Below are 23,235 nucleotides of genomic sequence, written 5' to 3'. Positions count from 1 at the left end.
GCGAAAAGAGGGCTTTTCGGGGGTCCGCGATTGTAGGGGGCCGCACTGGGGCGGCCCCTCCCGACGGGTTAGCGCGTCAGCAGCTTCAACTGCAGCGGCATGCTGGTGTTGAAGTCCAGGGCCATGTCGAAGCGCTCGCCGGCGCGCACCGGCGGGCCGTAGAGGCTGTCCTGGGTGTCGAAGACCAGCACCAGGCGGTGGCCGGCCGGCACGTCGTAGCCGGTGGCGACCATGTCGAAGCTGAAGTCCTGCGACTGGCCCGGCGTGGCCGCATGCACGGCGCGGGCGCCATGGGTGATCAGCGTGCCGAAGCCCACCAGGTCGACGTCATAGAGATAGGCGACCAGCATGCCGCGCTTCTGCGAGGGGATGGCCTTGAGCTTGAGCGTCGGCGCGCCGCGCAGCTTCAGGGTCTGGCTGAGCCAGGGGCCCTCGTAGCGCACGCCGAAGGCCGGCAGCACGGTGGCCATCTGGTTGATGACCGGCAGGCCGACGCTTTCGGCCAGCGGCGACAGCACGGGAATGGGCCCGGTGGTGGCCGTCGTGTCCAGCGCGTTGCCGATGCTGTCGCGGCCGCTGGTGCTGCGGGTGCCGGTCTGCAGATCGCCGGTGATGCCGCGCCAGCACAGGCAGCCCAGCTCCCAGCGCACGGCGCCGCGCGGCGTGATCTGGTAGTCCAGCGCGCGCAGTTCGGGCGCCGGCCAGGTCGACAGCGTCTCGCGGTAGCCCTGGAACTTGGGCTGCAGCGACACCTTGGGTTCGTTCTCGATGCCGTTGGCCTGGCCCTTGAGCCAGCGGTCGAACCAGCGATGCGCCTGGTCCCAGATCACATTGTCGACGTCGAACAGCGCACCGGGAATCTCGGCCGAAGCATGGATGCCGGGCTGCAGCATCAGCTTCTTGGGGCCGGTCAGCTGGCTGAACATCGCCAGCGAGGAGTTGGGCGAGAACATGTCGTCCTGCCAGTTCTTGGCTATGAAGACCGGCGCGCCGCGCTGGTTGATGGCCGCCACGGCGCTGGCGGGCGAGCGCGGCCAGCCCCAGGCCGTGATCTCGGCGAGCTTGGAGGCCGGCGTGTCGGGGTTCTGGATGGCGGCGTTGTACTCGGCCACGATGGGGTCCAGGCGCCCGGTCAACTGGCCGGAGATCTGCAGGATGTCCAGCCAGGTCGGGTTGGGCACCTGGTTGCGGTACATCTGGTCGAGCAGGGTCGCCCAGCCGGACAGGGCCACGGCGGTCTTCAGCCGCGGGTCGTTGCCCAGGGCCAGCAGGGACAGGCCGGCGCCATAGGAGATGCCGGCGGCGCCGACGCGGGCCGGGTCGGCGGGCGTCTGGGCCAGGGTCCAGTCCAGCACGCCGCTGACGTCGGCCACGTCGACGGGGCCGGCCACGCCGATGACGCCTTCCGAGTCCCAGAAGCCGCGCGCCGTATAGGCCACGGCGATATAGCCGTCACGGGCCAGGCGCTGCTGCTGGCCCAGGTATTCGAAGAAGTCGGCCACCGCCCAGCTGGTGACGAAGATCACCGTCGGGTATTTGGTCGTGCCGCCGCTGCTGGCGCCGGCCGGCAGGAAGACATTGGCCGCCAGGCGCACGCCGTCCGGGCGCGTGACCTTGAGGCCGTTGAGAAAGCAGGTGCCGTCCTTGGGCGAAATCACGCCGGGCATGGCCAGCGGCGTGGTGTAGGTGAGGGTCTCCAGCGGCGTCGCGGCCCGGCAGCTCAGGTTGGCGCCCTGGGCGGAACCCAGGGTTAGCAGGCAGCCCAACAGGGCGGCTCCCCGGGCGGCGCGCATGCGCCAGCCCTGCATCGAAACAGTCATGGTTGTCTCCGTCGGGGTGGGTATGAAGACGGTCGGCGTCCCCGAGAAAAGCACGACCGTTCGTTTTATTTTTCGGGCTCCTGGCCGGCCGCCGACTGGGGAAATCCCGCCCGCCACGCTTGACGTTGTGGCGGCGGAACGAAGCTGAGGGTTTGGGGAGAGCGGGCCGTCGGCCAGCCGTGCTAGCGAGGGCCGCCGACGAAACAAAACGAAAAAAGGCGATACCGCGTCGAGATGCGCTGGCAGGCGCCAACGGGAAACATCAGTGCCATCCCAACCACGGGCCTCGAGCGCCCCCGGAGCACACCATGAACTTTTTTCGTCGCTGGCACGCCCACCACGAGTTCCACCACCACTTTGGCCACGGCCATCGCGGCCATCATTTCGGCCCTCACGCTGATGGCTTTGCCCACCTCCTCATGGCCCGAGTCGGCGCCAAGCTGGACCTGGACAGCGAGCAGCAGCGCCGCTTCGCCGCCTGGATCGAGCAGATCCAGAACCAGCGCGACGCCATGAAGGGGATGGCGCGTGGCCCCGAGTTGGTCGGCCTGATCGCCGGCGAGCAGTTCCCGCGCGAGTCGGCCCAGCAGTTGCTGGACGCCAAGCTCGACGCCGTGCGCGCCGCCGGCCCCGGCCTCATCGGCAGCTTTGCCGAGTTCTTCGACTCGCTGGACACCGAGCAGCGCCAGGTGCTGCGCTTCATGATGCGGCGCTTCAGCCATTCGCGCCGCCACGGCGATGCCGCGAACTCGTGATGGACGTCCACTGCGGCAAGCAGCCGCGCGGCCGCTTCGTCCCCCACATCGACCGCAACCGCTGCGAGGGCAAGGGCGACTGCGTGGCCGTCTGCCCCTTCAATGTCTTCACCCTGGGCAAGCTGGCGCCGGAGCAGCGCCAGGACCTGAGCCTGTTCGGCAAGCTCAGGGGCATGGCCCACGGCTGGGAGCAGGCCTTCACGCCCAATGCCGCCGCCTGCGAAGCCTGCGGTCATTGCGTCAGCGCTTGTCCCGAGAAAGCCATCACCCTGGTGCGGGTCAAATAGTCCCCTTATGCACCGACTGCTGCTGATTGACGACGATGAGGCCCTCGCCGGGCCGCTGACCCAATACCTGGCCCGCTTCGACCTCCAGCTCGAAGCGGTGACTCGCCCCAGTGCCGCGCTGGAGCGGCTGGCGGCCGAGCGCTTCGATGCGCTGATCCTCGACGGCATGCTGCCCGAGATGGACGGCTTCGAGTTCTGCAAGCGTCTGCGCGCTAGCAACGACGCCTGGCGCGACATGCCCATCCTGATGCTGACGGCGCGTGGCGACCTGACCGACCGCGTCGTCGGCCTGGAACTGGGCGCCGACGACTACCTGCCCAAGCCCTTCGAGCCGCGTGAGCTGGCCGCGCGGCTGCAGACCATCCTGCGCCGCACGCGCTTTGCGCCGCTGGCCGCGTCGGCAGTCGCCCAGGTCGCGAGCAAGCTCTGCTTCGAGGGCCTGGAGATCGACACCACGCGCCGCGAGGTCAGGTGCTCGAGCGGCCTGGTCGAGCTGACCGGCACCGAGTACGAGCTGCTACTGATGCTGGCCCGCGAGCCGGGCAAGGTGTTCTCGCGCGACGACATCCTGAACCGCCTGCGCGGCCAGGAGGCCGAGCTGTTCACCCGCGCGGTCGACATCCTCGTCAGCCGCCTGCGCCGCAAGCTCGAGCCGCTGGCGGCGCTGAAGACGCTGCGCAATGCCGGCTACTGCTTTGCGTTGCCCGAGAAGCAGGCATGAAGCAGCATCCCTATGACCACCGCTGGCGCGAGCGCTGGGATCGCAAGAAGGCCAAACGGGCCCGGCGCATGGGCCGCGACTGGGAGTACCGCTGGCGTGTGCGGCATCGCTGGCACCAGCGTTGGCACCACCAGCACAAGCGCTTCAAGCACTCGCTGGGCGCGCGGCTGATCGCCATCTTCATCCTGCTGGCCTGCACGAGCAGCGTCATCCTGTGGGCCTGCATGGGCAGTCCCTACGGCCTGCTGTGGGCCGTGCCGGCCCTGCTGCTGGTGACCGGCTTTGCCTTCGGCATGATCCGCCACATGGTCTGGCCCCTGCATGCCTTGGCCATCGGTGCGGAGGCCTTCCGCCGCGGCGAGTTCTCGCATCGGGTGCCCGTCATCCATGGCGACGAGATCGGCGACCTGGCCGTTCGCTTCAATCAGATGGCCGCCGACATCCAGGCCATGCTGGACGGCAAGCGCGCCTTGCTGCTGGCCATCAGCCACGAGCTGCGCAGCCCGCTGACGCGGGCGCGCCTGCATGCCGAGTTGGTGGGCGAGGGCGAATCGCGCGATGCGCTGCTGGGCGAGCTGGCGCAGATGCGCGACCTCATCACGGCCCTGCTGGAGAGCGAGCGCCTGGGCAGCGGGCATAGCGCGCTGCAGCTGTCCGACTGCGATCTGGCGGCGCTGGCTCGCGAGCAGGCGCAGCCCGGCCTGGAGCTGCATGTCGAGCCCGATCTGCCGGTGGTGCAGATCGACCGGCTGCGCGTGCAGCTCTGCCTGCGCAACCTCGTTCAGAACGCGCTGCGCCACAACGACGCGGCCCGTGGTGCCGTGCAGCTCAGCCTGGCCCGCGAAGGCTCGGGCGTGCGCCTGACGGTGCGCGACTTCGGCCCGGGCGTGCCGCCCGAATCCCTGCCTCAACTGGGCCAGCCCTTCTACCGGCCGGACGAGGCGCGCACCCGCCATGGCGGCGGCATTGGCCTGGGCCTGTGCCTGTGCCGGCTCGTCGCCGAAGCCCATGGCGGGCGGCTGGAACTGCGCAATGCGGAGCCGGGTTTCGAGGCCTCGGTGCGCTTCGCTTAAACCGGCACGCGATCGAACCAGGGCCGTGCGGCTTCCAGCTCGGCGGCCAGTTGCAGCAGCAGCCCGTCCTCGCCCGGCGCGGCGACGAACTGCACGCCCAAGGGCAAGCCATCGCGGGTCCAGTGCAGGGGCAGCGAGATGGCCGGCGTGCCGGTCAGGTTGGCGAGCTGGGTGAAGGGCACGTGGCGCAGGCTGTCGGTGGCCATCTGCTGCACGACACCGTCCAGCAGGCCGGCGCGCTTGAGCAGGCCCAGCAGGCCCGAGGCGCGCAGTGCGCCCAGTACGGCGAGCTGCAGCGGCGGCGGGTCGCCGGTGCCATGCAGCACGGGCGGCGAGGCAAGCGTCGGCGTCAGGTAGAGGTCGTAGCGCGCATGCAGGGCAGCGAGGCTTCTGGCGTAGTCGTTCCAGCGCAGCAGCTCCAACGTCAAGCGCTCGGCGCTGGTGGCGCGGCCCAGCGTGGCGATGAGGCGGGTCAGCGGCTCGAAATCGGCCTCGCGGCCACCCTGGGCGACAGCCCGGCTCAGCGCGGCCGGCACCTGGCCGAAGTAGATGTGCAGAAAGCTGTTGGCCAGGGCGCGGCCATCGATATCCGGGCTCGCCGGCTCGACAACATGGCCCAGGCCCTCCAGCAGCGCGACGCTACGCTCCATAGCCAGACGGGCCTCGTCGTGCATGGGTTCGCCGATCGGCGAGTCGGCGCACCATGCAATGCGCAGCCGCCGCAGCGGTACGCGCATCTGGTCGACGAAGGGCGTGGCCGGTGAGGGCAGGGCGATGGCGTCGCCGGGCTCAGGACCGCTGAGGATGTCGAGCGCCAGGGCCGTGTCACGCACACTGCGCGAGATGACCCCTTCGCTGCAGGCCCCAAACCAGATCTCACCCTGACCCGGGCCGACCGACACGCGGCCGCGCGAGGGTTTGAGCCCGACCAGGCCGCAACAGGCCGCCGGGATGCGGATGGAGCCACCGCCGTCATTGCCGGCAGCCAGGGGCACGACGCCCGCCGCGACGGCTGCCGCCGAACCGCCACTGCTGCCGCCCGGCGTGCGCTTGGCATCCCAGGGATTGCTGCTGCGGCCAAAGGCCAGCGGGTCGGTGACGCCCTTGAGCCCCAGCTCGGGCGCATTGGTCTTGCCAAAGATGACCAGGCCGGCGTCGAGCAAGCGCTGCACCATATGGGCATGCTCGCGCGCAGGCGGCAACGAGGCGAGGGCGCGGCTGCCCCAGCTGGTGGGCTGGCCGGCATAGTCCTCGGCCACGTCCTTGATGAGGGTGGGCACGCCGGCCAGTGGACCGTTGCCGACTCCGCGCGCCAGTTGGGCGCGGGCGTCGGCTTCCATCAGCCGGCAGACAGGGTTGAGGCGGGGTTGGACTTCGGCCAGTCGAGTCAGGGCCAAGCCGAGCAGGGTTTGGGCGTCGACTCGGCCCGCCGCCACTTCCGCGGCGAGCGAGGTGGCGTCATGGCGACGGTAGGTGATGAAGTCCATGCGAGCCCTGGGCTGAGGGGCCGGCGTCACGCCGGCCGGGAGCACATGGGCGCGGATTGTCAGCGCCGGTGGCGGCGCAGTGTGCCCAGGCCCACCAGCCCGGCCAGCAAGAGGCCGGCGGAGGCCGGCTCGGGCACGGCAGTGGCCACCCCTTGGACCAACGAGAAGGAGTATGCGTATGCAGTTCCCATCAGCTGGTCTTGCGCCGACTCGTTGGAGAGACTGACCAGGAGTTGACTCGTGCCGTCAATCTGAGTCACGCCCAGCGAGTTGAGCCAAGCGACTTGCTGGGCAGAACGATAGATGGAGAAGTCAGCGGTCTGCAATGAGATGCCAACGTCAGCCCGTGCGGATTCCCCCGCCGCGCCGCCACTGGCAACACTTGCATCGGCGAGCAGCAGCAACTGCGTATGGGGTGCCAGCACGAAATTCACGTTGAAGATTTGCACCGAGCCCCGCGCAGAGTTGCTGTCGCCCCATGCCTGAGCGCTGGTCGAGGCAGCAACACCCGAGCCGAGGACATCGCCCGCGAAGAGAGTGCCCGAGGCAAAGGAACTGCCGGTCTGCGACGTCACCGGACCGAGGCCCGACCCCATGGAGGTCAGGCGCCACATCCAATCGGGATTCGGCCCATTGATGCCCTTTGTTTGCGTATCAATGCCGGCGCCACCGAAATTGGTGAAGGTGATTCCCGCCGCAATGCCGTCGTTCGGGTCGAGATCAACCACCGTGAAGTGGATGGTGCTGATGGCAGCAGTTGCCGTGGCCGCGGCGGCATGGCCGGCGGCTGCCGACAGAACCGCTGCAGCCAGACCCGTGGCCAGTTGACGATGGATTCCCATCATTTCCTCCCTTGTTGTTGAGTGCGGCGCACTTTACGGGGAATGGAAAAGACGGTGGGAGAGCGTCCCAGGATTCTGGGGCGCGCTTACCCGATGAGGGGTGCTCAAGGTCCGCCTGCCAACTCTAGACGCCCGCATTCTGGCTGCGCCCTCAAGGACTACGCCGAAACGCCGAGCCATCACCTGTTTGCTACATGAACAGATGCTCGCCGGCGTTTTCACCACCCAGGATGACGTAGTTGACCTTCTTCAGATCCGCCAGTTGCGTCCCACCCGCATACGAGATCGAGCTCTGCAGGTCTTCCTGCATCTCGCGCAGCGTGTCGGCGAACTTGCCCTTGACCGGCTCCAGGATGCGCTTGCCTTCGACATGGCGGTACTCGCCCTTGTTGAAGTCGGACGCCGAACCGTAGTACTCCTTGTAGAGCTTGCCATCGACTTCGACCGTCGTGCCGGGCGACTCCTCGTGGCCGGCAAACAGCGAGCCGACCATGACCATGGACGCGCCGAAGCGCACGCTCTTGGCGATGTCGCCGTGGTGGCGGATGCCACCGTCGGCCACGATGGGCTTGGTGGCCACGCGCGAGCACCACTTCAGCGCCGACAGCTGCCAGCCACCGGTGCCGAAACCCGTTTTCAGCCGCGTGATGCAGACCTTGCCCGGGCCGACGCCGACCTTGGTCGCGTCCGCACCCCAATTCTCCAGGTCGATGACGCCCTCGGGCGTGCCGACATTGCCGGCGATGACGAAGGTCTCGGGCAGCTTTTGCTTGATGTGGGCAATCATGCGCTGCACGCTTTCGGCATGGCCGTGGGCGATGTCGATGGTCAGGTAGTCGGCGCCAACGCCTTCAGCCGCCAGCTTGTCGACCAGCTCGTAGTCGGCCGGCTTGACGCCGACGCTCAAGCTGACCAGCAGGCCCTTGTCGCGCATGTCCTTGGCATAGGCCAGGCTGTCGAGGTCGAAGCGGTGCATCACGTAGAAGTAGCCCTCGCGGGCCAGCAGCTCGGTGATGGGCTCATCCACCACGGTCTTCATGTTGGCGGGCACGACCGGCAGCTTGAAGCGGTGCGGGCCGAACTGCACGGAGGTGTCGCAGTCGGAGCGGCTGTCCACGCGGCATTTGCGCGGCAGCAGCAGGATGTTGTCGTAGTCGAAGATTTCCATGATTCAAGTTCACAGTTGCGGCGCGCGTTTGGCAGTGCGCGACCTGGGCTGCGAGCGCTTGACTTGCTTCGGCATGAGGGCTGGGCGCCCTCGACGGCCGGGAGGCCGTCGCGTCGCAGGCTGACTTCGCTTGCGAAGTCAAGGCGCGGCGCGCCGGGCCGAAGACAAAATTTGGGCCCGGTGATTGATTCTACGCAGTTGGCGCGGTCAAAGAGGCAAGGCCGTAGTGAATCCCCAGACCGCGCGCCAACGCGGCCTTGACCATGGCGTCGGCTCCGTCCGGATTCCCGCCGATGCGCAGCAAAAGGTCGCAGCGCTCCAGCAGGGCCTGGGCGTGAGGATGGAAGTAACGGTCCCAGACCGCATCACCGCGCTGGCCGCCCGACGCTTCGATGAGGGGCAGGGTGACCCACTCGCCCAGCACGGGCACATGGCCCAGGGCTGCGACCTGCGCAGCGGCGTCCTGCATGGCCTTCACATTGGCGGCGATGAGATCCTCGCGGTCCCCGGTGCCACTGCGGTAGGGGCCGGCGATGAAGACCAGCAGTGGCCCCGGCTTGGGCGACGGCCCGAACACATGGCGTTCGGCCCAGCGCAGCAGCATGATCGTTTTCGCATCGACGATCTCCCCGGCTTCCACGTGGCGCATGGCTGCGTCGAAATCCAGCTCGAAGCGAGCGATGTCCTCGCCTTCGTCGACCAGGCCGCCGCCGGCGCCGACGAGGTCGCTGTCCTCGTACTCGGCGGCGAAGAAATGCAGCTTCTCGGTCACCGAGCCCGGGCTCATATAAGCCTCGAACAGCGGCTGAACCGCGCGAAGCTTCACGCCCGCTTCCTGCTCGGCTTCGGCGCGGATGCAGCTGACCGGATCGGCCTCGTCCAGCAGCCCGGCCACGACCTCGACCATCAATTGCTGCCAGCCATTCACGAACACCGGATAACGGAACTGCCGCGTCAGCAGCACACGGCGGCGCTCGCGCTGGTAGAGCAGGATGCAGGCGCCGTTGCCGCGGTCATAGGTCTCGCGGTCCTGGGTCTGCCACTGGCCATCGCTGCGCAGGAATTCGAAGCGGGTGGTCTTCAGCGTGTACCAGTTGTCGGACAGCAGGCGCTCCTGCCGAACGCGCACGCGTTCGGGCAGGGGCAGGTCGGCGATGCGTGAATGGGGCTGGTCTTGCATGGTTTTTCCTGGTTTGCAAATTAATCATGCACAATCGCGCAAAACCATGCAATCCCACGATGCTGACCGAGCAACGCCATCTGGCCATCCTGGAAGAACTACGGCTGACGGGGCGCGTGCTGGCGCGCGAACTGGCCGAGCGCCTGCAGGTGTCAGAGGACACCATCCGCCGCGACCTGCGTGAGCTGTCCGCCCGCGGCGCCCTGCAGCGCGTGCATGGCGGTGCGCTGCCGATGTCGCCGGCCCTGGCCAATCTGGCGCGACGCAGTGCGATTGCCGTCGATGAGAAGCAGGCTCTGGGTCGCCACGCAGCGGCGCTGATTGCCGAGGGCCAGCTCGTCTTTGTCGACGGCGGCACCAGCACCCTGGCCCTGGTCCAGCAGCTGCCGGCCACGCTGCGCGCGACGGTGGCGACCCACAGCCCCGTCATCGCAGCGGCCCTGATCGAACACCCGACGGTGGAGGTGCTGACGCTGGGCGGGCGCCTGTTCAAGCATTCCGGCGTGGCCGTCGGCGCGGGCGTGGCCCAGGCCATCCAGTCGCTGCGGGCGGATTGCTATTTCCTCGGCGTGACAGGCGTGGAGGCCGGCTTTGGCCTGTCCACCGGCGACGCCGAGGAGGCCCAGGTCAAGGCGCTGCTGATGGCCAGCGCCGCCGAGACGGTGCTGATGGCCAGCAGCGACAAGCTGGGCAAGGTCTCGCCCTATCGGGTCGCGCCGCTTTCTGCCCTTTCCACACTCATCGTCACGCCGCAGGCCGACCCGGCCCAGCTCGATGCGTTGCGGCTGCCGGGGCTGGACGTGCAGATCAGTGGCTGAAGAATTTGCGGTGGATACGCCGCGTGGTCTGCCAGACGGCCAGCAGCACGACGGGAATGGCCGCTCCCGCCGCCAGTTCGGGTTGCACGGGCAGCCAGCCTTCGGCCTTCAGCGCCTTGAAGAAGTACAGCAGCAGGCTGACGACGTAGTAGGTGATGGCCGCGATGGACAGGCCCTCGACGGTGGCCTGCATGCGCAGCTGGGTGCGCTGGCCGCTGTTGAGCTGGGCCAATAACTGCTGGTTTTGCGCCTCGGTGGCGATGTCCACGCGCGTGCGCAGCAGGGCGCTGGCGCGTGAGATGCGCTGCGACAGGCTGCTCAAGCGCTGGGCCGTTGCATTGACGGTGCCCATGGCAGGAGACAGCCGCCGCTGCATGAACTCGCCCAGCGACTGCGTGCCGGCCACCTTGCCCTCGTGCAGCTCGGCGATGCGCTGCTCGACGATGGCCTGGTAGGCCTGGGTGGCGGCAAAGCGGTATTGGTGCGAGGCCGTCGCATGCTCGATGCGGGCGGCGGTGGAGATCAGGTCGTCCAGCAGCTCGGCCTCGGACGCGCCGCGCGTCTCCAGCCGGGCGGTGATGGTGGCCAGCGTGGCCTCCACCTCGGCCAGGGTGCCGCCCAGTGATTTGGCGGCGGGCAGGCCGCGCAGGGCCATCAGGCGGTAGGTCTCCAGCTCCAGCAGGCGCTGGCAGATGCGCCCGGCGCGGGTCTCGGGCGTGCCGGGCTCGGCCAGCACGACGATGTGCTCGAAGCCGGTGGCACGCAGGCAGAAGTCCGTCACCACCAGGGAATGCCCGCCCATGGTGGAGGCGACAACGGCATGCGCCCCGAACCAGGCCCGGGCTTCGTTGAGGGCGGCGGGTGCAAAGGTCAGCGGCCTCTCGATCATGACCAGCTTGATGGCCGCAAAGGTGCGCCCCGGGATGCGGCCCAGCCAGTCGGGCGCGACGCGCAGCGGCAGGGCGTCCAGGGTCTGGGCGCTGGCTTCGGCATCGGCCGGCAGGGGCTGAACGACCGAATAGCGCGTGAACTCGGCATGGTGCTCCCATTTCAGCGAGAACTCGCCGCAGCGCAGCCGCAGGAAGTTGGCGTTCAGCGCCTCCAGGGCCAGTTCGTGCTGGCCGGGCAGCTGGCGCAGATGGGCATGCTCGTCGGCGCGGCTGATTCCGTCGTTCAGCACGGCGATGTGCACGATGACGGCCGGCAGGCGGATGCGCGCCGGCGGCCGGGCATGCACCTCGTTGTGCAGGGCCAGGCGCAGGGCGTCGTCGGGAGGGAGTAGGCTGTCTTCGTGCATGGGTCCCCAGGCTAGTGCTTAGACGGCGCACCAGCATGGCTCGATAAAATTTCAGGCTTCGTACATCAGCAGGGCGTCCTCCTCATGCAAGCTTCATTCCCGCCCGTCGTCATTTCCGGCACCGGCATCTACCGCCCGCCCCATGTCATCACCAATGCCGAGCTGGTCGAGGCCTTCAATGCCTATGCCGACCTGCAGAACGCCGAGCACGCCGCGGCCATCGCGGCCGGCGAGCGCGCAGCGCTGACACATTCCAGCGTCGAGTTCATCGAGAAAGCCTCGGGCATCAAGCAGCGCTATGTCATCGACAAGGACGGCGTGCTGGACCCGACCCGCATGTACCCGCGCTTCACGCCGAGGGGCGACGACCAGCTGTCGCTGATGGCCGAGATCGCCGTGGTGGCCGCCAAACAGGCCCTCGAGCAGGCCGGCAAGACCGGCGCCGACATCGACGCCGTGCTGTGCTCCAGCGCCAATATGCAGCGCGCCTACCCGGCCATGGCGGTCGAGATCCAGCAGGCCCTGGGTGCCGGCGGCTATGGCTTCGACATGAATGTGGCCTGCTCCTCGGCCACCTTCGCGCTGGAACAGGCCTTCAACGCGGTGCGCTCGGGTGCATCCAAGTGCGTGCTGGTCGTCAACCCCGAGATCACCTCGGCCCACCTGGAATGGCGCGACCGCGACTGCCATTTCATCTTCGGCGACGTCTGCACGGCCCTCATCATCGAGCGCGCGGAAGATGCCACGGGGCCGGACCAATGGGAGATCCTGGGCACCCAGCTCGCCACGCAGTTCAGCAGCAATATCCGCAACAACTTCGGCTTCATGAACCGCGCCGAGGACCGCGATCCCAGCGACCGCGACCTGACCTTCTACCAGGAGGGCCGCAAGGTCTTCAAGGAAGTCGTGCCCATGGCCGCCGCCCATATCGAGGCCCATCTGCACAAGCTGGGCCTGGAGCCGACGCAGATGCGCCGCTACTGGCTGCACCAGGCCAACCAGGGCATGAACCAGCTCGTCATCAAGAAGCTGGTCGGCGCCGATGCCGGCGACGATGTCGCGCCGCTGATCCTGAACGAATACGCCAACACCGCCTCGGCCGGCTCCATCATCGCCTTCCACGAGCATCGCGCCGACCTCAAGGCCGGCGAGGCGGGCGTGATCTGCTCCTTCGGCGCCGGCTATTCCATCGGCAGCGTCGTCGTGAAGAAGCGCTAGAAGCGCAGCGACAGGCCAACCGTCCACGCTCGGTCGGGCGTGTGGTGGTTGAGGCCGCGGAAGACGGCAGCGTCCAATTGGGCGTCGTTGCTTACCTGCCAGGCCAGGCCCGTGCCCGCGGTGACGACGTTGCCGCCATTGCGTGCCGACGCGATCTGCTGGCCGGCGATCTCGGCAAAGCCATGCAGCTTCTCGCCCAGCGGGATGCCGAAGCTGGCCGACATCAGGGCCGCCGTGTAGCGCTGGTCGGCGTCATTGCGGTCGACGAAGGCGCCGGCCATGGTGCCGAGCGAATATCCGCCCGGCAGTTCCCACTGGGCCAGGAAGCTCAGGCCCGGCCGCAGGCCATGGCCCTTGAAGGGCCCGCTGCCGGTCGGCGTCTTCATCTCGAACAGCCAGCCCAGGCCGGGCTTGCCCTCGTCGCCGTCCTGCAGCTGCCATTTGAAGCCCAGGCCCAGGTCGCCGCGGCCGCTGGCGTCCGGGTTGCGCTGGCGCAGCGCACCGTCGCTGTCCAGTCTCAGCTCCAGGTCATGGCCCATGCCCAGCCGCAGCAGGGTCGGTGTGGCCCGCAGGCGTGAGGAGGCATCGCGCTGCCAGGCGCCGCTGGTCTCGATCTGGAAGCGGCCGGCCGCCATCACGTCGGGGCCGTTGGTGAAATCGGGCCGGTCGGGCGAGATGGCGTCGTCGGCGTGGGCGACGGTGCACGCGGCCAGCAGCAGCAGGGCAAGTCTCATGCGGGCCACTCTAGCGGCTGAGCTATCGTGGCGGCCATGTCTTCCCTTTCATTTTTCTGGCACGACTACGAGACCTTCGGCCGCGTGCCGCGCCGGGACCGGCCCGCCCAGTTCGCCGGCCTGCGCACCGATGCCGAGCTCAACGAGATCGGCGAGCCGCTGATGCTGTATTGCCAGCCGGCGCCCGACTACCTGCCCGACCCCGAGTCCTGCCTGCTGACCGGCATCCTGCCCCAGCACTGCCTGCAGAAGGGCGTTCCCGAGCATGAATTCGCCGCCGCCATCGAGACCGTGCTGGCCACGCCCAACACCATAGGCGTGGGCTACAACAGCATCCGCTTCGACGACGAGGTCACGCGGCATCTGTTCTGGCGCAATCTCATCGATCCCTACGGCCGCGAATGGCAGAACGGCTGCGGCCGCTGGGATCTGCTGGACGTGGTGCGCTGCGCCTATGCGCTGCGGCCCGATGGCATGGAGTGGCCCAGGCACGAGGATGGCCGCCCCAGCTTCAAGCTCGAGCACCTGACCATCGCCAACGGCGTTGCGCATGAGGCCGCCCACGATGCGCTGTCCGACGTGCGCGCCACCGTCGCGCTGGCGCGCAAGCTGCGCGACGCCCAGCCCAAGCTGTGGGACTTCTGCGTCAAGCTGCGCAGCAAGCAGGCGGTGTGGGACGAGATCGCGAATGCCCAATCTCAGGGCAAGCCCTTCCTGCACATCTCAGGCATGTATGGCCCCGAGCGCGGCTGCATCGCCATGGTCTGGCCGCTGGCACCGCATCCGACCAACAAGAACGAACTCATCGTCTGGGACTGCTCGGCCTCGCCCGAGGAGCTGCTGTCGCTGAACGCCGCCAGCATCCGCGAGCGCATGTTCAGCAAGCAGGAGGCCCTGCCCGAAGGCGTCACGCGCCTGCCGATCAAGACCATCCACGTCAACAAGAGCCCCATCGTCATCGGCAATCTGAAGACGCTCAGCGCGGCCCAGGCCGAGCGCTGGGGCCATGACGTCGAAGCCCAGCTCGCCAACGCCAAGCTGCTGGCCGAGAAGGGCCGCCTGCTCGACGGCCTGTGGCTGGACGTCTTCCAGCGCGAGCCCTTTGCACCGGCCGACGTCGACGAGGACCTCTACGGCGGCTTCATCGGCAACGAGGACCGTCGCGCGCTGAACCGCGTACGCACGACGCCGCCCGAGCAGTTGGCCGAACGCGCTGCTCAGGGCAAGCTGGCCTTCCAGGACGGGCGGCTGGACGAGCTGGTGTTCCGCTGGCGGGCGCGCAATTTCCCGGCCAGCCTGTCTGCGGACGAGGCCGAGCGCTGGCAGACGCATCTGGCCGCCAGGCTGCATGAAGGCGAGGGCGGTGCGCAGACGCTGTCGGCCTTCATGGAGCGCATCGACCAGCTCGGCGAAACGGCGGACGAGCGCGGCGAGGAGATCCTGTCGGCCCTGTACGACTACGCGGAGCAGATCGCGCCCTGAGGCCGGGTTCTCCTCAGAGTTGGTGAAGCCGCCCGGGGCGGCTTGACGGCACCATGTGGGAACTTCCGCAAGGAGAGTTCCCATGACGGACGCATCCCAAGCTGCCCAGCAAACCGCCACGGCCGAGTCCATCGTGAGCGCCAGCCAGGGGCGTCCGCCGATGGACAAGATCATCCTCGCCATCCACGGCATCGGCAGCCAGCTGCGCAGCGACACCATCCGTTCGGTGGCGCGGCGTTTCGGCGACAGGGCCTGCCCGCCGCTGCCGGTCATGCCGCTGGGCTATTTCAACCTCGGCTCGGCGGCGGCGGTCCGCATCAGCCGCCTGGATGCCAAGCCTCACGACGTCCTGTCGCGCATCGGCTTCGCCGAGATCTACTGGGCCGACATCCCCGGCCAGGTCGTCAAGGCCAATGACACGCTGGAGGAGACCAAGGCCTGGGGCCACACGGTGGTCAGCCGCGCCGAGTCGCAATACCGTCGCGATGTGCCCAACGGCCATCTGAAGACGGAGGACTTCCAGCTCGGCACGGGCGTCGTCGACGAAATCGTCGAGACCGTAGGCGTGCTGGAGAGCCTGCTGGCCGTGCTGGCCCGCATGGGCATCTTCAAGTTCGAACTGGCCCCGCTGCTGCGCGACTACGTGGGCGACGTGCAGCTTGTCACCGACTTCCCCTACTACCGCGACAAGATCCTGCATCGCTTTCACAGCGCGCTGGAACAGGTCGTGGCGACCTTCCGGGAGGCTTGCCCGGGCTGCGATCCCGAGATCTACATCGTGGCCCACAGTGAGGGCACGGTCATCAGCTTCCTCGGCCTGTTGCAGGCCTTGTCGGGCAAGTCCGTCATCGACCCCGACAAGCCATCCGGCCCGCCCGTCGACGACGGCTGGATACGCTTTGTTCGCGGCTATATGACGATAGGCTCGCCCATCGACAAGCACATCGTGCTGTGGCCGGCGCTCTGGCAGGACCTCGATCTGAAGTCCGGTCTGGCCAACGGGCAGGTTGTGTTTGGCGACAGCCAGGCGCCGCGCCTGACGCTGGAGCAGCAGATCAAGTGGCGCAACTACTACGACCTTGGTGACCCCATCGGCTTCAAGCTCGATTCGGCCATGGGCTTCCTGAAGGACAAGGGCTGCGAGGCCTTCGAGTTCGGCAGCGAGCACGACTACGGCTTCAGCCGCTACTGGCTGCCGGGCAAGGCCCACAACGACTACTGGAACGATGCCGAGGTGTTCGGCCATTTCATCGACGACGTGGTGCTGCCCGAGAAGGATGTGCAGGCCAAGGTCCCGACCAGCAGCTGGCTCGTCGACCGGGTGGGCCTGGCCATCCCCTATGTGGCGAGCTTCCTGCTGCACATCGCCGCGGTCTTCCTGCTCTACGAGGGCGTCACCGAGGCGGACGCGAAGTTTGACCGGCTGCCCTTGCAGATCCTGCTGATGAGCGGCTTGCTGATGGGCATCACCGCGGCCGCCCGGCTGCCCCGCCTCGTGCATACCGGCGGCCTGCGCTGGCATCTGGCGGCAGCGCTCGCCTTCCTGGCCGGCGCCGCACCCTTCTTCCACTGGCTGCCCAAGGGGCCGGCGGACTACCTGGGCGGCCCGCTCACTGCCCTTTTGGCCATGCCGATCAGCGATTCCACATTGGCGGGCAAGCTGGCCCTGGTCGCTGCCGCGGCGCTGATCGCGCTGAGCGGCTGGCTGCTGCCACGCAAGCCCAACTGGGGGCGACGCTGCCTGGTGGGTGCCGGTACCGCCGTGATCGCCTTCATCGTCGTTTCGCGGCTGCTGGGCAGCGGCCCGGGGGCCACGCCGCCACCTCCCGCCTGGCCCGTTCTGCTCGCCGGCGCGGCCTTCCTCTACCTGTGGTGGTTGGCCATCCTGATCTTCGATCTCGGCTTCATCTGGCATCGCTACATCCGCCGCTCGGTGGCCGTCGACACGATGCGGCAATGGAAGCGCGGCCATGACGCCCGGCCCAACGCCAGCATGGGCCTGGGCGCTCCGCAAGCGCCGCCGCCAGCGACCTCGACCGAGGCGGCCCACTAGGGGGGCAGGGCGGGCTTTGTCGTGGCGCGGCTACGGGGTCCGGCGGCGTGATGTGCGTCATGGCCGAAAGGCTTCAGTCCTGCGATAGTCGGGCCTAGAAGATCGACTCGGAGACTCCATGAGCAGCGCTACGCCCGTCACGCCCGCCTCGACCGAGGACACCACCTCCGCCCGCCTGCGTGCCCTGCTGGTGCGCGCGCCCACCGCCGCCGCCTTCGTGTCCGGCCAGCGCTTCGAGGTGGTCAGCGAGGAGTTCAACCATCTGTTCGGCTTTGGTGACGACACCGACCTCGCCGGCCAGGGCACGCGGGCCGTGCACACGACGGACATGGCCCACACGGCCCTGCACGAGCGCGCCGCCGCCGCCTTTGCCGCCGGCCGGCCGCTGGACGAGGAGATCGAATACGTCAAGCGCGACGGCCACCGCTTCTGGGGCCGGCTGCAGGCCACGCCGGTGCACTGGGATGCCCCGGCCGGGGAGGCGCTCTGGATCGTCGAGGACGTGAGCGCCGCCCGTGCCTTGCGGCTGCAACCCACCTGGACCGCCAAGCACGACGCCATCACCGAACTGGCCAATCGCCGCGAGTTCGAGCGTCGCCTCGGCGAGCATGTTGGCAGCCGCCGCAACGAGCCGGTCTCGGTGCTGTGGCTGGACGTGGACAAGTTCGGCGAGGTCATCAAAGACATGGGCGCCGAGGTGGGCGACCATTTTCTCTACGGCCTGGGCCAGATGCTGATCGGCAAGGTGCGTGCGTCGGACCTCGTCGCGCGCCTGGAGGAAGACCATTTCGCCATCCTGCTGCCCGACTGCGACCAGCACTACGCCCAGATCATTGCCGAGAAGGTGCGTTCCGCCGTCGCCAGCTACCGGCTGCGCTGGGGCCTGCACCGTACCCGCGTGAAGGCGTCGCTGGGCGTCGTGCAGATCCAGCCGACCCTGGGCACGGTGGACGCCGTACTGGGCGGCGCGGCGCTGGCCTGTACCGAGGCCAAGGCGGCCGGCGGCGACAGCGTGCGGGTCTTTGTTTCGGCCGGCGGCTACGAAGAGTTGGCGGGCTGACCCGAAGCCCCTCGTTCAAGGAGACCTTGACCGGGACCGCTCTGCGGCCAGTGGCCGCAGAGCTTCGGCAGGCACATGCCGCCCAATGGGCGCCATGTGTCCGGCCTCAGCCCCCGAGGGGACGGCGACGCTTGCGGCGTCGGGCCGCAAGCACATCGCCCAATTGGGCCGGCTCGGCGAACTGGAGTCGGACACAAGCAGTCCCTGCGGACTGCTTGTGCCTGCGGAAGGCCAATGGGCCTCTGGCCCGTGGCAGGCCCAGCGCTCGGCCCGGAACAACTGCACGCTTGGCCACGTGGCGAACCCCGGAAATGCGGGGTTTTTCGCCTTTTGTTCTAAAGTTCAGCCAGGCGTTGCCGATGTACGGCCCAAGCGCCCACTGACTGAATCCCGATGAACGTCGCCCTGTCCTCCGCCCTGACTGGCATCTCGTCCGCGAACGAGCGGCTGCGCGCATCGTCGGCCAATATCGCCAACCTCGCCGCGACCAACCAGAGCCGGCCCAATGACGAGCCGACCAATGTCGACAAGGTGCCCGAGCGCGAGATCAATCCGGCTAACGAGATCGTCGAGCAGCAGTCCGCCGCCTACGCCTATGTGGCCAATCTGAAGGTGCTGCAGACGCAGATCAACACGACGGGCGCTTTGCTCGACATCAAGGCCTGAGTGGCCCGTTTCCCCGGTACAAGCGGCCTCAGGCCGCTTTTTCTTTGTCCGGCTCTGAAGACATCGCGCAGCAGCAGGCCTGGCCACTGTGGACGCTGATCGCCGACCAGCTGCGCAGCAAGCGGCTGACACGTCGTTACAGCGGCTGGCGGGCAGAGCGCGCCTGATTTCACCCCGTTTTCTGGGCGGCTCCGTAGAAGCAGAGGTCACCCCTTTGCGAAGGATCCGCCATGAGTTCAGCTCGCCCTCTGCGCCGCCGTACCGCCCTGCTGCAACTGGCCGCGCTCACCGGCCTGACCGGCCTGCATGCCGGTTGCGCGGCTGCCGTGCAGCAATTGCCCCTGCTGGACATGCAGCTGGTCGACCGCGACAGCGGCGCCGTGCTGGCCCAATACCCCAGCCGCGGCCGCCGCTACAGCCCCGGCACACCCGGCTCGCGCTATGCCATCCGGCTCAGCAACCGCAGCGGCGAGCGTGTGCTGGTGGTGTTGTCGGTGGACGGTGTCAATGCCATCACTGGCGACACGGCGGCCTTCAACCAGTCGGGCTATGTGCTGAGCCCGGGGGAGAGCCATGACATCACCGGCTGGCGCAAGAGCGACGAGCGCATCGCGGCCTTCGAGTTCACGTCCCTGGGCGACTCGTATGCGGCGCGCACGGGCCGGCCGGCCAATGTCGGGGTGATCGGCGCGGCGGTATTCCGCGAGGTCTATGTGCCGCCTCCGCCGGTGGTGTACGAGCCTCCGGTCGTATCGTCCACCGCGCCCGCCGCGCCCAGCCTGCTGAGCCGCCTCAACGGAGCAGCGGCGGATGCCGCAGCACCGGCGCGTGAAAGCATGGGCCGGGCTGAGGCCGAGGCTTCAGCGCGCGCCAAGCTGGGCACGGGGCACGGCGCCTCCGAGTGGTCGCCCATGGCCCACACCGGCTTCCAGCGCCGCACCTCCCAGCCCGAGCAGCTGCTGGAGATCCACTACGACAGCCAGGCCAATCTGATGGCGGCGGGCATCATGCCGCGGCCCATGGCGCAGCTGCCGCGCTCCTTCCCCAACAGCGGCGGCTATGTGCCCGACCCGCCGCCGCGCTGGTGAGGCCGGGGTAGCATCCGCGCCGCATGGCCGACAGTGAACCCGTCGATGAAGAGCTCATCGCCAGCTATCTGCGCGGCGACATGGGGGCGTTCGACCGTCTGTACCGCCGCCACGATCGCAAGACCTTCGCCTTCATCCGCCAGATGTTGCATCCGACGGATCGCGCGACGGTGGAAGACCTGCACCAGGAAGGCTGGCTGGCCGTTGCGGCCAAGGCCGCCAGCTTCTCGCCCGCCAAGGCCAGGTTCTCGACCTGGCTCTACACCGTGCTGCGCAACCGGGTGCTGGACCATCTGCGCGCCCGTCCACCCCAGGCCGACGACGAGGCCGACCCGGACCTGCTCGCCTCGGCCGACCATGGCCCCGAGCAGCAATTGGTGTCCAAACGTCTTGTGCAGGCCGTCGAGAGTGGTCTGCTGCGCCTGTCCGTCGAGCAGCGGGAGGCATTCTTGCTCTTCACCGTGGTCGAACTCAGCCTCGCCGAGATTGCCGACGTGACCCAGGCCCATCAGGAAACCGCCAAGACCCGCCTGCGCTATGCACGCGAGGCGCTGCGGCATCGACTCAGCGAGTGGCGCGATGGCTGAGTTCGATCCCATCCCGCCCAAGGACGCGGACGAGGCTGCGTACGCGCAAGCTCTCCTCGGTGACGGCGACGCAGGCCGCGAGCAGCGCCGTGCCCGGTTGATGGCGGCCTTGCCGCGGCCGCAAGTGGCAGCGGCCGTTCCGGTCTCCGACACCAGCCTGGCCTGGCGCTGGCAGCCCTATGCCCTGGGTGTTCTGGTGATGGGGCTGGTGTTGGGGGCCGCGCTGGTCTTGAAGGGGCGGCCCGCCGAGCCGCGACCGGAGGCCGATCCGCGGCTGGCCGCCGCCGCGCCTGCATCGACGCCCGCCGTCGTGGTGGCCCAGGCCGACGCTCCGGTCGTCGAGGCCCCACCGGCGGCCGCAGCCGAAGCGCCGCGTGCGGCGGCCAAGGTCAGCCCCGCCAGGCCGCGTGCCCAACGGCCGGCTGAAACAGTGGTTGCGGATGCGACGCCGCCGCGGGCGTTCCGCGAGAGCGATGCGAGGAAGGCGGCGGTGCCTGAGCCGCCCGCGATGGCGGAGACGCGACCCGCCGCGCCCGTCATCGCCGCAGCACCCCCACCTGCGGCAGTCGCGATGCCCGCACCATCGCCCCCCGCCGCACCCGTGGCGGCTGCACCTCCGTCACCCAAGGCCGTCGCCGAAGCGTCCAACCAGGCCGACAGGCTGGCCCGGACCGAGGTCGTTGTCAGCGGGGCTCGGGCCCGTGCTGCGGCGCCGATGACGCAGAGCCTCGCTGCTTCCGACGCGGCCGCCAATGCCGACTTGCTGGATGCCATCCATCGGGTTGACTTGGCAGCGGCGCGCTCGGCCCTGCAATCCGGTGCCTCGGTCCATGGCCGCGATGCTCAGGGCCGCACGCCGCTGATGCTGGCTGCACGGACCGGCTCGAGCGAGCTGGTGGACTTGCTGCTCGCCGCGGGCGCCCGCAAGCCAGACCGCGACGCTCAAGGCTGGACGGCCGCGGACCACGCCCAGACCCGGAACCATGGCGAACTGGCCGAACGCCTGCGCTGAGCGATCAGCCGACCAGGCCTGACAGCCTGAGCGCCAGCCAGAGCAGGCAGAGCAGCCAGCCCCAGCCCGGCCTCGACAGCGGGGCCGGCACGTTGCGCAGCATGCCGGGGCTGAAGCGGCCACCGCGTTGCGCCAGGGCCCAGCGCAACATCTGCGCGACCTGGATCGCGCCGCTGCCGCGCAGGCCCGGCGTGAGCTGGAGATCGCTGCCGCGGTCGATGCCACGAGCCCACAGCACATACGAAGGCGCCGCGCTTTGATTGCCGGGCAGCTGGCGGTGGTACAGGCCGGGCAGGCAGGAGGCGGGCAGGTCGGCGCGTCGCCGCCACAGCCAGGAGACACGCTCCAGCACCATGCCGTCGTCCCTCACCTCCAGCGTCCAGCGCCGCGAGAGGGCGTACAGGCTCAGTGCCAGCAGTGGCACTTCCAGCGCCAGCGACGAGCCTACGAAGGCAACGACCCATCCGATCACCGCGAGGATTCCGAGGCTTCGCCACCTGGCCCGGCCGAAGTCAAGCACCAGAGCATCCGGCCGCTCGAGCATCTGCACTCCCGCCGGCACCGAAGGAATGGCGTCCTCCGATGCGGCGGGCGGGATGTCGCGATTGAGCGGCTGCGCGTCCCGCGAGAGGCGGTCGCCTGCCGAGTCTTCGATGGCCATGGCGGAGTGGATCGGAATGGGCACCGCCATCTGGATGTTGTCCTTCTCATCCAGCCATTCGAGGCGCCAGTCCACCTTTTCTCCCGAGCGTCGCGCGCCCTGGCTCGGCGCGTCGGACGGTAGTTCGAAGCGAGCCTGCAGACTCAGGCCGCCGTCGGGGTGGTGCAGCGGCCGGGCGTCCTGTGTGAAGTGTTCCGCCAGCCGCTCGGAGGTGCTGGAGCCGCTGTCATCGATGCGGTATTGGGCGACCCGCAGTTGAATGGTGGCCAGTTCAGCCCATGGGTTGGAGGCGCGCGGCGGCAGGGTCCAGGACGCGAGGAATGCCGCGCCGGATCGGGGCTGTGAAGGCTGGAAGCTGACGAACGAGCCGCGATAGGTCCAGGCTCGGCGCGTTCCCTGCACGGCCGCCCACAGCAGTGTCAGCCCAACGAGCACGAACAGGCCCGCAATCAGCCACACCCAGCCAGGTGCGGACGGTCCGGAAGCCATGCCGACGGCCGCGAATGCCAGCACGCAGAACATGATGGCGAACAGCCAGCGGCCGACGACGAAGTGCTGTGGAACATGCCGCGCCCCCGTGAGCGACGGTGCCATCGTTGGCTCCGCGCGCCGCAGGCTCGACCACGCGCCAAAGGACGCTGCGATGGCCACCAGCGGGAACAAGACGGCGAAGGGCAGCATGAACAAGACCTTGCGCCACCGCAGCTGCCGGTCGAGCACGGCCCGATCGGGGTGCAGCGGGTCCACCCAGGCCCGGATGGGCGAATTGCCCTCGCGTGCTGCGCGCAGACGTGTGTCCCAGGCTTGATGCCAATCATCGATGTTGTCGCTGCCCGCGTTGCCATCCAGCCCGATGCGAGTCGATTCGTGCGAGCGACCCGCCCATTCGTAGCGATAGCGCGCGTGGACGGCAAAGGTGGTGCTTTCGCTGTCGGATGACGTGAGGAGGCGGCTTTCCAGCACTTCGGCAGGTACTGCCTGCCACGACCTGGCCATCCAGGCCGTGTGGAGCATGGCGGTCAGCGACCCCAGGGCGTTGAGGCCCACCCAGCCGAACCCGACGGCGAACAGCACCGAGACCAGCAGTCCCCCGACACGTGCGCCCACCCTTCCCATTTCATTCTTGTTGTTCTTGTTATTCATGCGGGCAGCATAGGGGCGGGCACCTGCGACTGCATGACAAATCGATGACAGTCGCGGTGCTGCGACGCGCGCTGACCGGCCAA

At 68.5% G+C, this 23,235-nt stretch carries 21 protein-coding genes and 1 pseudogene; 14 read left to right on the top strand and 8 right to left on the bottom strand.

All coding sequences use genetic code 11. The features are described from left to right. Window positions 1–68: 68 nt before the first annotated feature. Window positions 69–1,793 (bottom strand): CocE/NonD family hydrolase, encoded by a 1,725-nt coding sequence (locus J2X20_RS24650; RefSeq protein WP_409034204.1) that lies wholly within the window; start codon window positions 1,791–1,793, stop codon window positions 69–71. A gap of 335 nt (window positions 1,794–2,128) precedes the next feature. On the opposite strand from J2X20_RS24650, the gene J2X20_RS24645 reads away from it, so the two are divergent. Genes J2X20_RS24645 through J2X20_RS24630 form a run of 4 tightly spaced genes read left to right on the top strand, consistent with a single transcriptional unit; the run spans window position 2,129 to window position 4,656 of the window. Beyond that, window positions 2,129–2,575, top strand: coding sequence for a hypothetical protein (locus J2X20_RS24645; protein ID WP_310271072.1), 447 nt, complete (start codon window positions 2,129–2,131; stop codon window positions 2,573–2,575). Then, a complete protein-coding gene (locus J2X20_RS24640; protein WP_310271069.1) occupies window positions 2,575–2,862 on the top strand; it encodes an ATP-binding protein in 288 nt (95 codons plus the stop codon). The genes J2X20_RS24645 and J2X20_RS24640 overlap by 1 nt, the downstream gene beginning before the upstream one ends. Window positions 2,863–2,869: 7 nt before the next feature. After that, on the top strand, window positions 2,870–3,583 hold the full coding sequence (locus J2X20_RS24635) for a response regulator transcription factor (protein WP_310271066.1): 714 nt from the start codon (window positions 2,870–2,872) through the stop codon (window positions 3,581–3,583). Next, entirely contained in the window at window positions 3,580–4,656 is a 1,077-nt protein-coding gene (locus tag J2X20_RS24630; RefSeq protein ID WP_310271063.1) for a sensor histidine kinase, read from the top strand. Before J2X20_RS24635 ends, J2X20_RS24630 begins: the two co-directional genes overlap by 4 nt. On the opposite strand, the gene J2X20_RS24625 is transcribed toward J2X20_RS24630, so the two are convergent. From J2X20_RS24625 to J2X20_RS24610, 4 genes and pseudogenes are all read right to left on the bottom strand, one after another. Continuing rightward, the gene (locus tag J2X20_RS24625) at window positions 4,653–6,143 is read right to left on the bottom strand and encodes an amidase (protein ID WP_310271058.1); all 1,491 of its coding nucleotides are present in this window, start codon (window positions 6,141–6,143) and stop codon (window positions 4,653–4,655) included. The two genes, J2X20_RS24630 and J2X20_RS24625, sit on opposite strands and share 4 nt — an antisense overlap. A 59-nt stretch (window positions 6,144–6,202) precedes the next feature. Then, window positions 6,203–6,985 carry a VPLPA-CTERM sorting domain-containing protein gene (locus J2X20_RS24620; RefSeq protein WP_310271055.1) on the bottom strand — a complete coding sequence of 261 codons (783 nt, stop codon included), beginning with the start codon at window positions 6,983–6,985 and terminating at the stop codon, window positions 6,203–6,205. Window positions 6,986–7,175: 190 nt separating this feature from the next. Further along, on the bottom strand, window positions 7,176–8,153 hold the full coding sequence (locus J2X20_RS24615) for a GMP reductase (RefSeq protein WP_310271052.1): 978 nt from the start codon (window positions 8,151–8,153) through the stop codon (window positions 7,176–7,178). A gap of 577 nt (window positions 8,154–8,730) precedes the next feature. Continuing rightward, a pseudogene (locus J2X20_RS24610) lies at window positions 8,731–9,333 on the bottom strand (NUDIX domain-containing protein); the annotation flags it as partial. Between the two features lie 59 nt (window positions 9,334–9,392). Here J2X20_RS24610 and J2X20_RS24605 point away from each other — a divergent pair. Next, the gene (locus J2X20_RS24605; protein ID WP_310271050.1) at window positions 9,393–10,151 is read left to right on the top strand and encodes a DeoR/GlpR family DNA-binding transcription regulator; all 759 of its coding nucleotides are present in this window, start codon (window positions 9,393–9,395) and stop codon (window positions 10,149–10,151) included. Here the strand turns inward: J2X20_RS24605 and J2X20_RS24600 are convergent. Further along, window positions 10,141–11,448: a DUF3422 family protein gene (locus tag J2X20_RS24600; protein WP_310271047.1), complete on the bottom strand. Its 1,308-nt coding sequence runs from the start codon at window positions 11,446–11,448 to the stop codon at window positions 10,141–10,143. The two genes, J2X20_RS24605 and J2X20_RS24600, sit on opposite strands and share 11 nt — an antisense overlap. A gap of 84 nt (window positions 11,449–11,532) precedes the next feature. Between J2X20_RS24600 and J2X20_RS24595 the strand changes: the two genes are divergently transcribed. Further along, window positions 11,533–12,666 carry a beta-ketoacyl-ACP synthase III gene (locus J2X20_RS24595; protein WP_310271044.1) on the top strand — a complete coding sequence of 378 codons (1,134 nt, stop codon included), beginning with the start codon at window positions 11,533–11,535 and terminating at the stop codon, window positions 12,664–12,666. Here J2X20_RS24595 and J2X20_RS24590 read toward each other — a convergent pair. Then, window positions 12,663–13,400, bottom strand: a complete 738-nt coding sequence (locus J2X20_RS24590) for a transporter (protein ID WP_310271042.1) — start codon at window positions 13,398–13,400, stop codon at window positions 12,663–12,665. The two genes, J2X20_RS24595 and J2X20_RS24590, sit on opposite strands and share 4 nt — an antisense overlap. A gap of 36 nt (window positions 13,401–13,436) precedes the next feature. On the opposite strand from J2X20_RS24590, the gene sbcB reads away from it, so the two are divergent. The 8 genes from sbcB (at window position 13,437) to J2X20_RS24550 (ending at window position 21,348) form a co-directional block, all read left to right on the top strand. Next, entirely contained in the window at window positions 13,437–14,882 is a 1,446-nt protein-coding gene (sbcB, locus tag J2X20_RS24585) for an exodeoxyribonuclease I (RefSeq protein ID WP_310271038.1), read from the top strand. An 82-nt stretch (window positions 14,883–14,964) separates the two neighbouring features. Next, a complete protein-coding gene (locus tag J2X20_RS24580; RefSeq protein WP_310271036.1) occupies window positions 14,965–16,935 on the top strand; it encodes an MFS transporter in 1,971 nt (656 codons plus the stop codon). Between the two features lie 118 nt (window positions 16,936–17,053). After that, the gene (locus J2X20_RS24575; protein WP_310271032.1) at window positions 17,054–17,995 is read left to right on the top strand and encodes a GGDEF domain-containing protein; all 942 of its coding nucleotides are present in this window, start codon (window positions 17,054–17,056) and stop codon (window positions 17,993–17,995) included. A gap of 393 nt (window positions 17,996–18,388) precedes the next feature. Beyond that, window positions 18,389–18,661: a hypothetical protein gene (locus tag J2X20_RS24570; protein WP_310271029.1), complete on the top strand. Its 273-nt coding sequence runs from the start codon at window positions 18,389–18,391 to the stop codon at window positions 18,659–18,661. 44 nt (window positions 18,662–18,705) lie between these two features. Then, window positions 18,706–18,828, top strand: coding sequence for a hypothetical protein (locus J2X20_RS24565; RefSeq protein ID WP_310271026.1), 123 nt, complete (start codon window positions 18,706–18,708; stop codon window positions 18,826–18,828). Window positions 18,829–18,891: 63 nt separating this feature from the next. Continuing rightward, window positions 18,892–19,749, top strand: a complete 858-nt coding sequence (locus tag J2X20_RS24560) for a hypothetical protein (RefSeq protein ID WP_310271023.1) — start codon at window positions 18,892–18,894, stop codon at window positions 19,747–19,749. A 23-nt stretch (window positions 19,750–19,772) separates the two neighbouring features. After that, complete coding sequence (locus J2X20_RS24555; protein ID WP_310271020.1) at window positions 19,773–20,336, top strand: sigma-70 family RNA polymerase sigma factor; 564 nt, start codon at window positions 19,773–19,775, stop codon at window positions 20,334–20,336. After that, window positions 20,329–21,348, top strand: a complete 1,020-nt coding sequence (locus J2X20_RS24550) for an ankyrin repeat domain-containing protein (RefSeq protein ID WP_310271018.1) — start codon at window positions 20,329–20,331, stop codon at window positions 21,346–21,348. The genes J2X20_RS24555 and J2X20_RS24550 overlap by 8 nt, the downstream gene beginning before the upstream one ends. A 4-nt stretch (window positions 21,349–21,352) precedes the next feature. Here the strand turns inward: J2X20_RS24550 and J2X20_RS24545 are convergent, their stop codons facing one another. Then, complete coding sequence (locus tag J2X20_RS24545) at window positions 21,353–23,152, bottom strand: DUF3592 domain-containing protein (RefSeq protein ID WP_310271015.1); 1,800 nt, start codon at window positions 23,150–23,152, stop codon at window positions 21,353–21,355. Window positions 23,153–23,235 lie beyond the last annotated feature (83 nt).

The organism is Roseateles saccharophilus (assembly GCF_031458095.1).
GTDB classification, from domain to species: Bacteria; Pseudomonadota; Gammaproteobacteria; order Burkholderiales; family Burkholderiaceae_C; genus Pelomonas; species Pelomonas saccharophila_A.
The sequence above is the reverse complement of the archived record's forward strand: the minus strand, read 5'-3'. Positions and strand labels throughout refer to the sequence as shown.

Bases quoted from the DNA above. Each gene is read 5' to 3' on its own strand.
- J2X20_RS24640 (WP_310271069.1), top strand. From the start codon at position 2,575: ATGGACGTCCACTGCGGCAAGCAGCCGCGCGGCCGCTTCGTCCCCCAC.
- J2X20_RS24645 (WP_310271072.1), top strand. From the start codon at position 2,129: ATGAACTTTTTTCGTCGCTGGCACGCCCACCACGAGTTCCACCACCAC.
- J2X20_RS24650 (WP_409034204.1), bottom strand. From the start codon at position 1,793: ATGCGCGCCGCCCGGGGAGCCGCCCTGTTGGGCTGCCTGCTAACCCTG.
- J2X20_RS24605 (WP_310271050.1), top strand. From the start codon at position 9,393: ATGCTGACCGAGCAACGCCATCTGGCCATCCTGGAAGAACTACGGCTG.
- sbcB (WP_310271038.1), top strand. From the start codon at position 13,437: ATGTCTTCCCTTTCATTTTTCTGGCACGACTACGAGACCTTCGGCCGC.
- J2X20_RS24550 (WP_310271018.1), top strand. From the start codon at position 20,329: ATGGCTGAGTTCGATCCCATCCCGCCCAAGGACGCGGACGAGGCTGCG.
- J2X20_RS24580 (WP_310271036.1), top strand. From the start codon at position 14,965: ATGACGGACGCATCCCAAGCTGCCCAGCAAACCGCCACGGCCGAGTCC.
- J2X20_RS24555 (WP_310271020.1), top strand. From the start codon at position 19,773: ATGGCCGACAGTGAACCCGTCGATGAAGAGCTCATCGCCAGCTATCTG.
- J2X20_RS24595 (WP_310271044.1), top strand. From the start codon at position 11,533: ATGCAAGCTTCATTCCCGCCCGTCGTCATTTCCGGCACCGGCATCTAC.
- J2X20_RS24575 (WP_310271032.1), top strand. From the start codon at position 17,054: ATGAGCAGCGCTACGCCCGTCACGCCCGCCTCGACCGAGGACACCACC.
- J2X20_RS24620 (WP_310271055.1), bottom strand. From the start codon at position 6,985: ATGGGAATCCATCGTCAACTGGCCACGGGTCTGGCTGCAGCGGTTCTG.
- J2X20_RS24600 (WP_310271047.1), bottom strand. From the start codon at position 11,448: ATGCACGAAGACAGCCTACTCCCTCCCGACGACGCCCTGCGCCTGGCC.
- J2X20_RS24625 (WP_310271058.1), bottom strand. From the start codon at position 6,143: ATGGACTTCATCACCTACCGTCGCCATGACGCCACCTCGCTCGCCGCG.
- J2X20_RS24635 (WP_310271066.1), top strand. From the start codon at position 2,870: ATGCACCGACTGCTGCTGATTGACGACGATGAGGCCCTCGCCGGGCCG.
- J2X20_RS24570 (WP_310271029.1), top strand. From the start codon at position 18,389: ATGAACGTCGCCCTGTCCTCCGCCCTGACTGGCATCTCGTCCGCGAAC.
- J2X20_RS24630 (WP_310271063.1), top strand. From the start codon at position 3,580: ATGAAGCAGCATCCCTATGACCACCGCTGGCGCGAGCGCTGGGATCGC.
- J2X20_RS24615 (WP_310271052.1), bottom strand. From the start codon at position 8,153: ATGGAAATCTTCGACTACGACAACATCCTGCTGCTGCCGCGCAAATGC.
- J2X20_RS24560 (WP_310271023.1), top strand. From the start codon at position 18,892: ATGAGTTCAGCTCGCCCTCTGCGCCGCCGTACCGCCCTGCTGCAACTG.
- J2X20_RS24545 (WP_310271015.1), bottom strand. From the start codon at position 23,152: ATGAATAACAAGAACAACAAGAATGAAATGGGAAGGGTGGGCGCACGT.
- J2X20_RS24590 (WP_310271042.1), bottom strand. From the start codon at position 13,400: ATGAGACTTGCCCTGCTGCTGCTGGCCGCGTGCACCGTCGCCCACGCC.